The following is a 14979-nucleotide window of genomic DNA, read 5'->3' on the forward strand; positions in this document are numbered from 1 at the left end:
GTCGGCTATGAAAGATAAAATTTGGAGGCCTCCCGATGAAGTATTGTTCCATTAGCGAAGCTTCAGCCCGATTCAACATTCCGGAATCAACCTTGCGTTATTATGAAAAAAAAGGACTGCTGCCGCTAATCGAGCGTGATGAAGCCGGCAGGCGGTTATTTTCAGAAGATCAAATGACGCTCCTTAAAATCATTATTTATTTGAAAAACACGCATATGCCAATAAGTGGTATCAAGAAATATATTGATCGGGTGGTAGAAGGAGACCAAACCACGGAACTCCGACTGGAAATGCTGAAGAAACACAAGCAAGCCGTGCTGGCTGAAATAACATTGATGACAGAAGCCTTAGAAGGCATTGATGTAAAAATTGCACGTTACACCAAACGGGTTCAGGAAAGAAAGAATAAACAAAACAGAAAAGAGGCGCCATAAATGAAGCTTTCAGGAAATACAATACTGATTACAGGCGGAAATACGGGAATAGGATTGGCTTTTGCAGAGCGCTTTTTAAAAGCTGGAAATAACGTCATTGTTTGCGGACGGCGTGAACAGGCCCTTCAACATGCGAAAGAAAAATTCCCTGATCTTATTACCCGTGTATGTGATCTGGGCATTGAATCCGAACGTGCAGCATTGTTTGATTGGGTAACAACGAACTATCCAGCGGTGAATGTGCTGGTGAACAATGCAGGAATCCAGCAACGGTTTAATGTGTTAAAAGCGGATGCAAAGCACGATTGGAGTTATTTCAATCAAGAAATTACAACCAATATTGAAGCGCCTTTCCACCTATCCATGCTGTTTGCTCCGTATTTTGCAGCCAAAGAAGAGGCGGCCATCATTAACGTGACATCCGGGCTGGCTTTTACGCCGTTTGCAATCGCTCCGATTTATTCAGCGACCAAAGCGGCCCTTCATTCGTTTACCATGAGTTTAAGACACCAGCTTTCCGATACGTCCATAGAAGTCATTGAGGTTGCTCCTCCGGCAGTGAATACAGAGTTGGGCGGAGCGGGACTGCATGTCCAAGGAGAACCGCTGGATGCCTTCGCAGATGGAATTTTCAAAGGATTGGAAGAGGGGAAAGCGGAAATTGGATATGGTACATCGGTGAACCGTTTGCGCATGTCGCGAGATGAAATTGATGAGTACACGGAGAAGATGTATCAGGCTACGAAAAACGCAAAAGGGACGAAGAGCAGATAGCCCTCTGCTTCGTCCCTGTAATCTATCGGTATTGTTTCTATTCACCGATGTGTTTTTTAAAGGCATTAGAGATAGCCCCTCTACTTCTCAATGTTTCACACTGAGTTGTGTAAGAACATACCTATACTCCTTGCCTTTCTTCACTTTTTTTACAATAGCATCAACGCGGCTAACCAAATCGTCATTCGGATAATCAGGATCGTATAAATGTCCATACACTCTATAATTGTTGCTCCCCATATCGTAAAGTTCATCTACCTGAACATAGAAGACTCTCTCGCCGTCAGCACCATCAAAGGTATAACCTTTACCATTGTATTTAAGATTAAGCACGGACCGATGATTGCTAAATTTGATATTGAAATATTTTAATATTGAGGTTTCAACAGATGATTTAGTGATATAAAGTTTTCCGTGAGATGAACTTATTCTTGAATTAAAGTTGTTTATGTAGTTATGCCATACGCCGAAGCGAATAAGATCGGAATTATTTATTTTCTTAGCATCAAATTTGTATAGCTGCAGCTCGGTAAAATTGCTAAGAAAAACCCCTAATTTCTTGGACTCGGAAGAGGAAAGATCCACCTTTTTGTATAGCTTAAATGTCCCCTTAGGGAAAGAATAGTCCGTTGTTTCTGTACCTGACCAAGTCAACGTGACCGTTTCTTTTTTTACGCTAATCGTCATTTTCCCATTATTGTACTCATCCTTATATTTAAAGCTCGCCGTACCTTTTGCATTAAAAGTAACCGTTCCGGTGATGAAACTGCTCCTGTATTTTCCCTTTGAATTCAAAAAACTATTTCTGCTATCGTTAGTGGGGAGGTAATAATCGTTTGTCACCTCTACTTCTACTTGTGTTCCTTTGTCCTTCATTCTAAGATACATTTGATTCATTCCATATGAACCAATGTCATACTGATCACTCCACGTCCCCGTATAACTACTTGCAGCATAGGAAGCCGGACTAATTACTAGCTGTGCCATAAGAATCATTGCGACTATACTGAACACCATTAATTTTTTGATCATTTTCATTCTCCTTCAATTCTACATGATCTAACCTGTCCATTGGACTAAACGCATATAAACCGCACTAATCAATCACATAAGGACACTGCGAGTGCAGTAGCATCTTCCGATCGCTGTTATCCCCTGCTTTTTGATCCCCCTTTCCAAACTCAGCGAAACCAGTTTCATTTTAAAATGCAATACCTCATCCCTTCCTCATAAATTTAGTTAGATTGGTATATATTCCAAACACCTAGTTGATTATAGGTAATTTGGACTTGCCCTTCAATGCTTTTCTACCTGAAACAGCACTATACTTGTAATTTTTTGTTCCAACAGCACATCCATCTCAGGTTGAAACGCAACATACATACATTAAAAAAAGACCAGCAACAAAAAAAGCTGCCGGTCTTTCGCATTTCCTTACTGTTCTTTGTACACTCGGACATAATCTACCTGCATAACGGCGGGGATATCAGACGCGTTCGGAGTACGTCCGCCGTCAAAGTTTCCACCGATCGCCAGGTTCATAATAAGATAAAATGGCTCATCAAAAGGAGCGTTCGGGTTGTTCGGTGCGGCTGCCGAATACCACTGCTCGTTGGTGACTTTATAGAAAAACTTGCCGTCAACATACCATTTAATATGGTCCTCTTCCCAGACGACCGAGTATACATGATAATCATTGGCAAACGTTTGCCCTTCCGGGAAGTGATATTCGCCGCCGGCTGACTGGTTCATCGGCCATTGTCCGCCAAAGTGTACGGTGCCACTCGTTGACCCAGGCAGACGCCCTCTCGCTTCCATGACGTCGATCTCTCCCGATGCGGCCCATGTGCCATATACGGAATGTTGGGGAAGCATCCAAAGCGCAGGCCAAACACCATCGCCTGTGGGCAGCTTGGCACGAAAATCCACTCTGCCGTACTTTAAGGAAAGCTTATCCTTGGTGTTAATCTTGCCGGAGGAATATTGTGCATACCGACTAGGATCCTGCGGGAAGGATTTGATATCATTCATCGCCCTGATATTCAACTTCCCGTCTTGTACAAAAATATTTTGGGAGCTGTTTGTGTAATGCTGAAGCTCCGCATTGCCCCATCCCCAGGTACCGGGATCGTCATTGAGATAATAACCTGTTTCATAGTTCCATTTACTCAAATCAAGCGTGGTGCCGTTGAATTCATCCTGCCAGATGAGATTCATGCCTGCGATAGCCGGATCGGTCGGTGTTCCAATAGCAATGTCCTCTTGGTCAGAAATATCTGGACGCGGAGCATTCGGATTACCGATCAGCGTATAGTTGACGAAATTGCTGCCTACATTTCCGCCCGTCTGTCCATTCAGCGGATAGCCGATACGAATCTGCATATCCACCTGAATCGGTTGAAACCACAGGCCATAGATATAATCGCTCCAATATCCCCACTGGTTGGCATCAGACATATTATTGTAGCCATTACCGGAGTATGCAAACTTGCTCTGACTGGAATTACTCAAATCCACCCATTGCCCATTGATATTAATCTGGTATACGAAATTACCCAGCTCTTTGGCAATTGGCGCACCTCCATCAATTTTGGGAAGCGGTATGCCGATAGAGCCATTCGCATCTGCCGTAAACGTTGTTCCTTCATAGGGCGTAATCACATAAGAATGACGTACGGGTTCATTAAAGATAATGGTATAGACCACGTTAGCCGAAGAAGTTTTGGATTGTAATTTGACATTGATCGACTCCGTAACGTTAAACCAGTACCCTCCTCCGCCGTCGGTAAATTGGCCAAAGTTATGATCATAGATCCAGCCGCTGGCTGCATTATTGTCGATATCGATCCATGTGCTGCTGTTTACAGGTTTTACATATACCTTCAAATCCTCGGCAACGGCTTCATAAGTTACCGCCGGATCATTGTTGAACGTCGGATATGTAAATCCCGCGCCGCCTGTGAAGCCTGCCGTTATTTGCGGCCCCTGTGTCGGATGCATCGCCGTGATGGTCGTTTTGTTTATATTTTGAAAAACAAGCCGATATTCAAGTGTAACGCCATTTGCTTTGGAGTATAGTTGAATATCGGTGGTTGCCGAGACCGTGAACCAATAGCCGTTAAAGCCTCCATCGGCCCAGTGCCCCCAGTTTTGGTTATAGATATAACCGCCGGCTTGATCAATATCCACCCAGCTGCTGCCTACTTTCACATTGACACCGACGTCATTGTAAACATCGTTCCACGTCGCCGAGCCTCCGTTGAATTTAGGCATGACGAATCCGTAGCTGGCTTTGCCAACCCCTGATTTGGAGATTACAGGTCCATCTGCGGGCGAAAAGTAATCCATCGAGGTCACCGTAGTTCCCGCTGCCTGAACTTTCGAAGCAGGCATTACGCCAATGCTGGCCAGCATTACAATCACTAAGAACAAACCAAGTACCTTTTTCACCAATCGTTTCTCCATAAAGTGAAATGGTTTCATCCTAGTCCTCCTTTTTTTCGCCTCCATGTTGAATGAATACGACCATCAATCTTGCTATAACCCATTTCACGATCCCTGGATCGAAATGGAAACCAACTCCTTTCGATGTCTCGATCTATGCAGCATTTACTTCCTTTCGTCCCACAAAATAAAAAAAGTCGCTATTACAGCGACTTGAACCCATTATTAGGGTATTCCTATTTTTCATGATAATTACCATTGAAATGAAGTCAATTATCCGTGAAAGGTTTCACCAATCGTTCAAAGCGTGATAATCATCGGACCATTTTTGGTAAGGATTATCGTATGTTCCAATTGTGCCACAGAGCTCTTGGCCGTAGCAAAGGTCCAGCCATCATCTTTTTGGAATACTTCCTCTTCCAAGGTAGAGATAAAAGGTTCGAATGCAATAACCATGCCTTCCTTTAATAATTCATCATCCGATAGATCATTATAATTATAAATATGGTCAGGTGCTTCGTGGATGGTGTGTCCAATGCCATGCCCTGTAAGATTTTTGATCACCGTGAATCCATGCTGTTTGGCTGTTTGGAATACCGCTTTTCCGATCCCGCTTTTTTTGGAACCAGGTTTTGCTTTCTTAAGTCCTGCTTCAAATGCTTGCTTAGCAGCTTCGCATAATTTCGTTAACACTTCTTCACCTTTGCCTACGACAAACGAGATTCCCGTATCCGCGAAATAACTGTTTTTTGAGCCGGAAACATCGATGTTTACCAGATCCCCTTCTTGGATAACCCGATCTCCCGGAATACCATGTGCCACTTCTTCATTAACGCTGATACAAGTATAACCAGGGAAATCATATTCACTTTTTGGAGCTGAAACTGCGCCTTCTCTGGCAAAAAGCTCTCCGGCAATATCATCAAGCTCTTTCGTCGTTATGCCAGGAATCGTTCGTTGTACCAATTCATCTCGAATAGAGGCAACAATTTTTCCAATTTCCTTCAACCCATTGATGTCTTCTTCTGTCTTTGCAATCATCTGTTCTACCTCGCAATCTTTTATCTTCAATTCATTATATAAGTGTTATCTCCTCAATGCACCCGATACATGCAAAATATTTGTATATGATCCCTCTATCGCAAATTCGGCTTATAGACATCGCTTAGGTTACCAGCTTCGTAAAATGGATACTCCAGCTTTTGCTGGACTTGAAGAACGGTCTCCGTGGACGTCAACATCTCGACGACGTATAACCCAAGGTCAATGGAAGCTGTAACTCCCGCACCGGTTACCGTGTTACCGTCACGCACTACACGCGCAGCAACGACTTCCGCACAATAGGGAGCCAGTAAATCATAAGCTGACGAGTTGGTCGTAGCCTTTTTTCCATGCAGGAAACCGGCTGCTCCCAATAGCAAAGCCCCGGTACAAATCGAAATCTTATAGGGCACGTTCTCTGCCGTGCGAACCCAGCGCATGAAATCCTCATCAAATCGAAGCGTTCTCGTGGATCGGCCACCAGGGAAAAAGACCAGATCAAAATCACCTAGATCAGGCAATACCGCATCGGATTTCATTTTCAGCCCCCGGTCATCTGAAATTTCATCCTTGTCTGCACAGAATGTCCAAGATACGTTTTCCTTCGCTTTCAGAATCGCCAGCCAAGTCACCGCTTCATAAAATCCAGCCAAATCCATGCTTGTCATTCCATCAAATAATACAAACGCCATTTTCATCGCCGCCACCATTCCTTTCATTTCCTTAAAATAAATAAAGTGTTCGATCAAAAAGATCAAACACTTTGCCCAGGCGTACGGCATATAAAATATGTGCTTCCTTGTGGTTCACTCCACGTTTACGCCAGTCGCACATACCGGATATTTAGCTCTAAGTATACATGACCTCTTTCACTATTGTAAATAAATGAAATGGTCCCAGTCCTTCCCTTTCCTTTTGTGTTTAGGATACCGAGCTACTTGTTTAACAAGGCATCGGCTTTCTTCGCTGCTTCAGCTATGGCTGCCTCTGGCGTAACGGACGAATCCACAACCGCGCGAAGAATTTCATCCTTGATGATCTCCCCAATTTCCGGATAAACCTTCTGCATTGGACGCGGACCCGCATATTCCAGTTGGTCTACCGCCACCTTGAACAGCGGCTTTTCCTCATAAAGCTTCTTCATCTCATCGCTTTCCACGGCACTGATTCGGCTGGGTAAATATCCCGTAAAGGAGCTTGCATAAATCGTTTGCTCTTTGGAGGTCATCCATTTAATGAACTTCCACGCCGCCTCCTGCTTTTCCGGGGACAGACCCGATGTCATAACCAGATTGGCACCGCCTGTCGGCACTCCATACGTATCATTGGCAGGCATAAATGTCGTTCCGAGTTCAAAGCCCTGCTCCTCGGCAACCTTCATATTATTGGTCAAGTCCGCGGTTGAGGAGAACAGCATCGCAGAACGTTGATTGTGGAAATCCGTCTTGGCTTGCGTACCCGCATCATCGGTCGTGCCGATGTTCATAATGCCTTCATCCTTCATCTTCAACCACAGCTTTACGGGCGCAATCCCGGTTTCATTATTGAATGCCGCACTTTTTCCATCCTCGCTGACCATCGTTCCTCCACTCTGCCTTACAAAAGCTTCGTAGAACCAAATGTCGACAGGCATCGAGATGCCATAACGCTCATCCTTCACCGTCAGCTTGCGTGCATAATCTTCAAACTCGGTCCAATTCTTCGGTCCGGCAGGATCAAGTCCCGCCTCCTTCAGCATCGTCCGGTTCAAATACAGAATCGGCGTACTGCGCAAATAAGGAAGAGCATACAGTTTGCCATTCACATAGGAATTCCCCATGAGTCCTGGAATGAAATCTTCCGTATCGAGCTTGTCTTTCTCAACAAAAGAGGTCAATTCCTGCGTCATGCCGGATTCGGCGAACACCCCAACGGAAGCAATTTCATTTTGCCAAACTTCGGGGGCATTGCCCGCTGCAAAAGCCGCCTGAGCCTTGGAATGCTGGTCTGCATACGATCCCTGGTATTCCGCCTTTACGATCACTTCATCCTGGGATTCATTAAACATTTTCACCAAGTTCTCATTGTTCTCGGCGATCTTGTCACCCCAAGAGTACCAATATGTAATCTCGACCGGTTTATTGGCCGTACCATTGGAACTGTTACCTGAAGCAGCCGTATCGGTTGAACCAGCGGAGTTGGAATCGCCGCAAGCCGTCAAAGCAAGCGCAAGCGTTGCCGCTAACATCATAGAACCAAATTTTTTCATGGATAAGTCCTCCTATGAACCTGATTATTTTACGCCCGAATAAACAAATGCTTTAATAATTTGACGTTGTCCGAATAAGAAAACGATAAGGATCGGAACGACCAGTATCATGTTTCCAGCCATCAAAATGTGCCAGGCGGCTCCTCCGTCGACCTCGCGCAGCTTGGAGATTCCGATCGGCAGCGTTCTTGCAGCATCGGAGGTGGTCATGACGAGCGGCCAGAAATAATCATTCCAGTGTGCAATAAAGCTGAACAATGCAAAGGTCACCAAGGTTGGCCGTGCCAAGGGCACCATAATCTTGAGAATGATCTTCCATTCCGGGGCTTGATCCAGTCGCGCCGCTTCAATAAGCTCTTCCTGCACCTGCTTGAACGACTGCCTGAGCATGAATATGCCGAAGGCGCTGGAGGAGAAAGGAAGAATGAGTGCCAGCAAATGGTTAATGAGTCCCCACTTGCTCAGCAGCAAATACACCGGCAGGAAAATAAGCTGACCAGGAATCATCAAGGTCACCATCGTGATCCCGAATAACAGCTTGTCTCCTTTGAAGGAGTATCTTGCGAACGCATAAGCTGCCAATATAATGGTTGTGAATTGAAGCAGGAGTATACTGACCGATACGATAACGCTGTTCATTAAATATTTCAAAAAAGGCCCCGATTCCCACGCCGCTTGGAAATTGCTCCACATGATCTTGGACGGAATCCATTTGGGTGGAAAGATCACCGTTTCCGGGTAAGACTTCAATGAGGTCGAGATCATCCATAGAAAAGGGACTGCAAAAATCGCAACCAATGCGACCGTGGCAGTAACATTCAGGATACGCAGCCATGACTTCGTTGCCATGATATTTCCCTCCTCCTTTCTATTGGTAGTGAACCTTGCGGCTCAGCAGCTTGAAGTAAACTAGCGTCAGCAAACCAACGACAAGGAGCAATATCACTCCCGCTGCAGAAGCGTAGCCGATCTTGAAGTAGCGGAATCCGTACTCGTAGATGTAAAAGACGAGCGTGTTGGTTGAATTGATCGGCCCCCCGTTGGTCATGATGGCAATGGTCTCAAACACCTGGAACGAGCTGATCAAATTAATGATAATCAAGAAAAACAGGGTCGGCGAAAGCATGGGCAGCGTAATTTTGTAGAACTTCCGCCACCAGTTGGCCTCGTCCAGAGCGGAGGCTTCATACACATCCTTCGGAATGCTTTGGAGACCGGCGATGAAAATGAGAGCGTTGTAGCCGACGCCTTTCCACACCGAAACAAGGACAAGCGACAGCAATGAACTGTCCGGACTGCTCAGCCATTCCAGCTTGGGCAAACCAACCATATCCAGCAACCCATTTAGCAAACCGAATTTGGGATCCATCAGCCACATCCACACCAGGGATACGGATACAAGCGAAACAATGTGCGGACTGAAAAGCGCGCCCTGAACAAACCCATACCATGCCCCTTCCCGATTCAGCCATATGGCTAGCAGCAGCGAAATCACAATGGATAACGATACGGAAAGAAGCGTATAGTTCAAGGAATTGCTCAGCACCTGAAGAAACGCGCTATCCTCAAATAACTCGACAAAGTTGTTGAAGCCCACGAACTCCTTGACCGGATTAATGAAATCCCAGTTGTAAAAGCTCAAAAAGATCATATAAAAGATCGGATAAATGAAGAAAATGGAAAATATCACGATCGAGGGAGCCACCATGACATAGGGACGGAACCTGGACCACACGGTCATGAATAGTTCCCTCCCAGGACAATCAGTTCTCTCGTTTCGGACCGCTCATGCTGACGAGCACGTACACCGCTGCGATCAAAATAGTACAGGTCCTGCATAGACACGGAGATGTACACCTCGGAGGCTGACTCCAGAGGTTTCAAGAAGCTCTTCACGGACACTTGGCCAAGTGCGGAGTCCAGTTGATAGATGATTTCTGCCCCTAGCGTCTCACGGGTCAGGATCCGGGCCGGGAACTGCACGTGTCCGGGCTGCGACCGGTTCTCAAGCATCATTGCCGTTTTCTCCGGACGAAAGCCTACCTGCCCGATTTCGTCATGCAGCTGCCCGTTCAGAAACGGCAGGAGTTGTTCGCGGTCAATCACATTCATCGGCGGCGTGCCGATAAACCGGGCTGTGAACACATTATCCGGGTCATCGTAAATTTTCATTGGACGATCCGCTTGTTGAATGCGCCCTTTATTCATGATCACGATACGGTCTCCCATCGACATCGCCTCAACCTGGTCATGCGTAACAAAGACAAAGGTTGCGCCCAGCCGTTTGTGAAGCTGGATCAGTTCCGTTCGCATCTGATGGCGAAGCTTGGCATCCAGATTCGACAACGGCTCATCCATCAGGAAGACCGCGGGATTTTTAACCATGGCCCGAGCCAAGGCCACCCGCTGACGCTGACCGCCGGACAGTGCCTGCGGTTTCTTATGCAAATACTCGGCCAGACCGACGACCTCGGTGATCTCTTTGACGAGACGTTCTCGTTCAGGCCGAGGCACCTTGCGGTTCACCAATCCGAATTCGATGTTTTCCTTGACCGTCATCATCGGATATAATGCATAGTTTTGAAATACCATGGCGACATTGCGCTTGCCCGGCTCCACTCCATTGACACATTGGTCTCCGATCCAAACTTCTCCCGCCGACTGCTTGTCAAGTCCTGCGATCATGCGGAGCGTCGTCGATTTTCCACAGCCGGACGGGCCGACCAATACCGTAAAGGAGCCATCCTCAATGGTCAGATTGAGATCTTCGATGACTTTATCCTGCTTGAAGCTTTTTTCAATCTGCTTCAACACAATTTGTGCCATGCCATTCCCTCCTTTTTCTTGACATTATTGTGCCGCCGCTGCTAGATGAACGGATAAAGTAAGGTCGCTTTCCTCTCCCAATGCATTAGCGACCGGTCCAAAGCCCGGCAGATCATAACAAAAGCTCTGAATGTCTTCGTTTAAACCAGCATCCTGTATAAGACGGTGAGTTATCGCTACTCCGCCCTCATGCACTTCAATAACGCGATATGCCGGCACATCGAGACAAGCTGCGGTCTGTACGTAATGCCATTTACCTTGCTCCACGATGGAGTTCAAGTGATTATGTCCGCAGAAATAGATGCCTCCCTCTGGCCGACTGTTTAATATGCCCTTCAGTTCCTCCTGCGGACGGATGTACAGCTTATCGAGCATCGAGCGCGCAGTCGTATCAAACACCGGATGATGGCCGAAGAGGAGCACTTGCTTCTCGCGCGAATCGGCAAGCTGGTCTTTAAGCCAATCCAGCTGCTCTTCGTCCAGCTCTCCTCCCCAATCTGTGCGGTTCATTTCCTGGGTAGTGTCCAGAAAAATCAATCTGGCGTGAGGCGTATCCATCGCCCGATAGCGCTCCTGACCTGTTAGCATGGAAATCTCATGTTTTGGCATCGAATATGTATCATGATTTCCCAGCACATGAATGAAGTTCCGTCCGCTTCCTGCAAGCATGGAAAACATCGAACGGAGTTCCTGATCCGTTCCTTCATGCGTCAAATCGCCAATCGAGACATGAACGTCCGCCTCCTCCTTCAGAAAAGCGTTAAGCATATGCTCGTATGCCCGGACTCTCGCTGCCTTCATTTCTTCGGTTCCATGACTCATGGTTGAATAGTGAAAATCACCAAGTAACGCAAGACGCATGCATGCCACCTCCACTTTTATTTTGGAACATTGCTGCTCAAGCTTTCTCCATCTCCAGCACCGTGGAATGCTTTGAATGATTCTGCTGCTCCATGATGCATTCATTCAAGGAAGGCCATATATAATCCGGAACGATATCCGCTTTTCCGATATCCTCTCTTGAGGAGATGCCCGTAAGCACGAGGGCTGTCTTCATTCCATTCAGCTTTCCAAACAAAATGTCCGTCTCCAGCCGATCGCCGATCATGAGGCAGCTGCTGCGATCCACGTCCAGAAGCTGAAGCGACTTTTCTGCATAATAATTTGAAGGCTTGCCGATCATTACCGCTGCTTTCTGCTGGCTCGCCGCCTCGATCGAGCTCAGAATAGCTCCGGTGTCCGGAATAATGTCCCCTTGGACGGGACAGCAATTGTCCGGATTCGTTGCGAGCAGAACCGCTCCATGACGAACGGCTTTTGCCGCCAGATGGAGCTTATCGTAATGGAATTGCCGATCCATTCCGACCAACACATGCGTTGAACGGTACGGATCCTCGGAAAGGTTTATCCCCACTGCCCGAAGTTCTTCCTTTAGCGCCTCCTCCCCTACAACCAGCACCTTGGCATCCGGTGCATGCTCTACAAAATAAAGTCCGGATACGTAGCCTGCAGTCAAAATTTCATCAAGCTGGCACGAAACGCCCAAACCCAGCAGCCGCTTGTAGCAATCCTTCCTGGTATGAACGGAAGTATTTGTAAGGAACAGCAGACGTTTGCCGCGTGACCGCAAGCTGCTTAAAAAGCTCTTTACGCCAGGCAGCCTCATTTGGTCAATATAAATCGTTCCGTCTAAATCGAAGCAGTACGCATCGTACGCATATACATTCTCCATAATCATGCTCTTGCCCGCTCATACTGAGCCGGACATCTCCAATACGTCCATGAAGCCTTCCAGCTCGTCGGTACAGATCCAGACGGACGGATACTCCTGAAATTGTTTCATGACGGAAGACTCGTTGATGGTCCAAGCCATCAGTTGAATCCCCAGATCTTGACATCGCTGAATGTAGTGTTCGGTCACAAAGGCGTAGTGCATGGACAAAAACGTTGCCCCCATCTCCAAGGACCAGTCAAGAATAGCCTTTGAACCGCCAAAAGTGATGAGACCGATGCGTACATCGCGAGATAACTGCCTGATTCTCTCCAGGGCATCAAAATCAAACGACGTAATGACGACCTGATCCAGCATGTCGAATGCTTCGATAACTTCGAGCACCCTTTTCTCAAGCTCAGGGTAGTAGTCTCCCATCTGCTTCAGCTCAATGTTAAGTTGAATTTTACCCTTTAAGGCACGCAGCACTTCTTCCAGGGTTGGAATATGCTCATCCTGTTTCACTCTGAAAGATTGCAATTCCGAAGCCGTATAATCGACTACCCTGCCCGTTCCATTGGTCATGCGGTCCAGAGTATGGTCATGGATGACGACTGGAATTCCATCCTTGCTGAGATGAACGTCCAGTTCGAGATGCGAGAAGCCAAGCTCTACCGCCTTTAAAAAGGAAGACAACGTATTTTCAGCATATTTCTTTGGATAGCCGCGATGAGCAACTGCTTGAATGATCATGCTTCATTCCCTCCTGTTGTATTTTTTGGACAACACAAAAAACCCAGCAGCAAATCACCCTCCTTCAACATCAAGGTTGTAATTGATTTACTTACCACCGGGTTTTCTCGTCGTCTCCACCCAAGGATAAATGTATGAAATTAAGTCCAGAATTTCTCATGCCCGATCGAAACAAAATCTGCGCCGCTCTTCAAGGCCTGCTGTATTTCTTCCTCATGCCGGATGAGGCCGCCCACGATCAAAGGCTGCGTGATACGTTCTTTGAGCTCTTGGATGACTCGGGGCATCAGTCCCGGCATCAGTTCAACCTCATTCGGTTTGTAGCTCATAATCATCCGCACGGCCGTCTCAATGGCTGCGGAATCGATCGCAAATATGCGTTGAATGCTTAATATGCCTGCCTGCTTTGCCGCAGAGACCGCATTGCTCTTCGTCGTCACGATCCCGTCCACTTTAAACACATCCGCAAGATATTGTATGGCAGAGGCATCTCGCCCAATCCCCGATACCATCTCGGTATGCACATAGACCTGTTTCCCGCTTTGATGCAGACTGTCTACGATTGTGCCCAGATTGGTAATGTTCCCTGTCATGAGAATCACTCGTTTTACATCGCTTGCTAAAGCTCGGGCAATTTGTTCGTCTACCGTGATGGAGGCGATGATCGGATAATTCTTCATGATTCAGTCCTCATTCCCTCGTTTGTCATAATAAATATTAAAGAGGAAGTATTCGTAATAAATCATCCCCGTGTAAACGGCGTATTAATTTTAGATCTATATGAACCGGCAAAAAACATGCACACGTTAACGGAGAGGCAGAACCAATCTGGGGATAACAGCGATCGGAAGATGGTACTGCACTCGCAGTGGCCTTGTGTGATGGATTAGTGCGCTTTAGGGTCAGACTCATGCGTTTCACCCGATTTTGCCCTGAAACCTATGATAAAATAGTATATTTGAATGTGAAATTCAGAGTCGATGTCAATGAAAGGCGGATGTTCAACCATGTTCAATGTTGCAATCTGTGACGACGATGAAAAACAAAGAGAGCTTGTAAAAACGATGCTGATCTCCCTATCTCTAAAAAGCAATATCGATTTCCAGATTACGTTGTTTGCATCCGGCGAACAGCTGGTCTCCCATTATCAAGACGTTGGGGACACGTTTCATATTCTCATCATGGATGTGGAAATGAGCGGAATGAACGGAATCCAGACGGCCAAAGAAATCCGAAATATGAAGCATTTGGATGTGCAGATCATGTTTTTGACCAGTTATCCGGAGTATATGGTGGAGAGTTTTGACGTGGTCACCTTTCAATATTTGATCAAACCGATCCAGCCTCATATCTTTGAAGAGAAAATGATTAAACTGTGCCAGTATTTTAAAGCGATGGACAAAAAGTTCGTGCTGATCAAATCTGACTATGAGGAATTGCTGTTGAAATACGATGATATTCTGTGGATTGAGGTCGTGAAGAGTTTAACGATCAAAAACAAATTGAATGTTGTAACCAAAGAAAATACCCATGTGAGCAAAGGCATTCTTTCCCATTATGCGGACGCTTTGAAAGACCATGGTTTCTTGCAAATACACCGCTCGATCATCATCAACCTGATGCATGTTCAGAAGTTTGCCGGCGCACAGGTCGTCATGCTAAATGGCACTGTGCTGCCTATTGGACGATCCAAAGTCAAAGAAGTCAAGGATGCCTACACCAAATTTATGATCATGAGGATTCAATGA

The 14979-nt window shown here is 46.4% G+C and carries 15 protein-coding genes and 1 riboswitch; of the genes, 3 read left to right on the forward strand and 12 right to left on the reverse strand.

The window, feature by feature from the left end; translation table 11 throughout:
* Positions 1-35 precede the first annotated feature (35 nt).
* Together SNR34_RS18050 and SNR34_RS18055 are read left to right on the forward strand one after the other, a co-directional pair.
* Positions 36-434, forward strand: coding sequence for a MerR family transcriptional regulator (locus SNR34_RS18050; RefSeq protein WP_236412440.1), 399 nt, complete (start codon positions 36-38; stop codon positions 432-434).
* Positions 435-1208: an SDR family oxidoreductase gene (locus SNR34_RS18055; RefSeq protein ID WP_486179841.1), complete on the forward strand. Its 774-nt coding sequence runs from the start codon at positions 435-437 to the stop codon at positions 1206-1208.
* A gap of 87 nt (positions 1209-1295) precedes the next feature.
* On the opposite strand, the gene SNR34_RS18060 is transcribed toward SNR34_RS18055, so the two are convergent.
* From SNR34_RS18060 to SNR34_RS18115, 12 genes are all read right to left on the reverse strand, one after another.
* Positions 1296-2240, reverse strand: coding sequence for a hypothetical protein (locus tag SNR34_RS18060; protein WP_339272649.1), 945 nt, complete (start codon positions 2238-2240; stop codon positions 1296-1298).
* Between the two features lie 402 nt (positions 2241-2642).
* Positions 2643-4691 carry a glycoside hydrolase family 16 protein gene (locus tag SNR34_RS18065; protein WP_486179842.1) on the reverse strand — a complete coding sequence of 683 codons (2049 nt, stop codon included), beginning with the start codon at positions 4689-4691 and terminating at the stop codon, positions 2643-2645.
* Positions 4692-4952: 261 nt separating this feature from the next.
* Positions 4953-5693: a type I methionyl aminopeptidase gene (map, locus tag SNR34_RS18070; RefSeq protein WP_236412436.1), complete on the reverse strand. Its 741-nt coding sequence runs from the start codon at positions 5691-5693 to the stop codon at positions 4953-4955.
* Between the two features lie 95 nt (positions 5694-5788).
* The gene (locus SNR34_RS18075; RefSeq protein WP_486179843.1) at positions 5789-6391 is read right to left on the reverse strand and encodes a DJ-1/PfpI family protein; all 603 of its coding nucleotides are present in this window, start codon (positions 6389-6391) and stop codon (positions 5789-5791) included.
* Positions 6392-6451: 60 nt separating this feature from the next.
* Positions 6452-6533, reverse strand: a riboswitch (ZMP/ZTP riboswitch).
* A gap of 94 nt (positions 6534-6627) precedes the next feature.
* Entirely contained in the window at positions 6628-7941 is a 1314-nt protein-coding gene (locus SNR34_RS18080) for an ABC transporter substrate-binding protein (RefSeq protein WP_486179844.1), read from the reverse strand.
* A gap of 24 nt (positions 7942-7965) precedes the next feature.
* The gene (locus tag SNR34_RS18085) at positions 7966-8790 is read right to left on the reverse strand and encodes a carbohydrate ABC transporter permease (RefSeq protein WP_486179845.1); all 825 of its coding nucleotides are present in this window, start codon (positions 8788-8790) and stop codon (positions 7966-7968) included.
* Positions 8791-8809: 19 nt separating this feature from the next.
* Positions 8810-9682: a carbohydrate ABC transporter permease gene (locus tag SNR34_RS18090; RefSeq protein ID WP_236412432.1), complete on the reverse strand. Its 873-nt coding sequence runs from the start codon at positions 9680-9682 to the stop codon at positions 8810-8812.
* The gene (locus SNR34_RS18095; protein ID WP_339272657.1) at positions 9679-10767 is read right to left on the reverse strand and encodes an ABC transporter ATP-binding protein; all 1089 of its coding nucleotides are present in this window, start codon (positions 10765-10767) and stop codon (positions 9679-9681) included. Before SNR34_RS18095 ends, SNR34_RS18090 begins: the two co-directional genes overlap by 4 nt.
* Before the next feature lie 24 nt (positions 10768-10791).
* On the reverse strand, positions 10792-11628 hold the full coding sequence (locus SNR34_RS18100; protein WP_486179846.1) for a metallophosphoesterase family protein: 837 nt from the start codon (positions 11626-11628) through the stop codon (positions 10792-10794).
* A 37-nt stretch (positions 11629-11665) separates the two neighbouring features.
* The gene (locus SNR34_RS18105; protein WP_486179847.1) at positions 11666-12505 is read right to left on the reverse strand and encodes an HAD-IIA family hydrolase; all 840 of its coding nucleotides are present in this window, start codon (positions 12503-12505) and stop codon (positions 11666-11668) included.
* 12 nt (positions 12506-12517) lie between these two features.
* Positions 12518-13231 (reverse strand): glycerophosphodiester phosphodiesterase, encoded by a 714-nt coding sequence (locus tag SNR34_RS18110; RefSeq protein WP_343260228.1) that lies wholly within the window; start codon positions 13229-13231, stop codon positions 12518-12520.
* A 140-nt stretch (positions 13232-13371) separates the two neighbouring features.
* Entirely contained in the window at positions 13372-13911 is a 540-nt protein-coding gene (locus tag SNR34_RS18115; RefSeq protein WP_236412427.1) for a glycerol-3-phosphate responsive antiterminator, read from the reverse strand.
* 327 nt (positions 13912-14238) lie between these two features.
* Between SNR34_RS18115 and SNR34_RS18120 the strand changes: the two genes are divergently transcribed.
* Positions 14239-14979 carry a LytR/AlgR family response regulator transcription factor gene (locus tag SNR34_RS18120; RefSeq protein WP_486179848.1) on the forward strand — a complete coding sequence of 247 codons (741 nt, stop codon included), beginning with the start codon at positions 14239-14241 and terminating at the stop codon, positions 14977-14979.

The organism is Paenibacillus sp. XP01 (assembly GCF_057364885.1).

Bases quoted from the DNA above. Each gene is read 5' to 3' on its own strand.
- SNR34_RS18050 (WP_236412440.1), top strand. From the start codon at position 36: ATGAAGTATTGTTCCATTAGCGAAGCTTCAGCCCGATTCAACATTCCG.
- SNR34_RS18055 (WP_486179841.1), top strand. From the start codon at position 435: ATGAAGCTTTCAGGAAATACAATACTGATTACAGGCGGAAATACGGGA.
- SNR34_RS18060 (WP_339272649.1), bottom strand. From the start codon at position 2,240: ATGATCAAAAAATTAATGGTGTTCAGTATAGTCGCAATGATTCTTATG.
- SNR34_RS18065 (WP_486179842.1), bottom strand. From the start codon at position 4,691: ATGAAACCATTTCACTTTATGGAGAAACGATTGGTGAAAAAGGTACTT.
- map (WP_236412436.1), bottom strand. From the start codon at position 5,693: ATGATTGCAAAGACAGAAGAAGACATCAATGGGTTGAAGGAAATTGGA.
- SNR34_RS18075 (WP_486179843.1), bottom strand. From the start codon at position 6,391: ATGAAAATGGCGTTTGTATTATTTGATGGAATGACAAGCATGGATTTG.
- SNR34_RS18080 (WP_486179844.1), bottom strand. From the start codon at position 7,941: ATGAAAAAATTTGGTTCTATGATGTTAGCGGCAACGCTTGCGCTTGCT.
- SNR34_RS18085 (WP_486179845.1), bottom strand. From the start codon at position 8,790: ATGGCAACGAAGTCATGGCTGCGTATCCTGAATGTTACTGCCACGGTC.
- SNR34_RS18090 (WP_236412432.1), bottom strand. From the start codon at position 9,682: ATGACCGTGTGGTCCAGGTTCCGTCCCTATGTCATGGTGGCTCCCTCG.
- SNR34_RS18095 (WP_339272657.1), bottom strand. From the start codon at position 10,767: ATGGCACAAATTGTGTTGAAGCAGATTGAAAAAAGCTTCAAGCAGGAT.
- SNR34_RS18100 (WP_486179846.1), bottom strand. From the start codon at position 11,628: ATGCGTCTTGCGTTACTTGGTGATTTTCACTATTCAACCATGAGTCAT.
- SNR34_RS18105 (WP_486179847.1), bottom strand. From the start codon at position 12,505: ATGATTATGGAGAATGTATATGCGTACGATGCGTACTGCTTCGATTTA.
- SNR34_RS18110 (WP_343260228.1), bottom strand. From the start codon at position 13,231: ATGATCATTCAAGCAGTTGCTCATCGCGGCTATCCAAAGAAATATGCT.
- SNR34_RS18115 (WP_236412427.1), bottom strand. From the start codon at position 13,911: ATGAAGAATTATCCGATCATCGCCTCCATCACGGTAGACGAACAAATT.
- SNR34_RS18120 (WP_486179848.1), top strand. From the start codon at position 14,239: ATGTTCAATGTTGCAATCTGTGACGACGATGAAAAACAAAGAGAGCTT.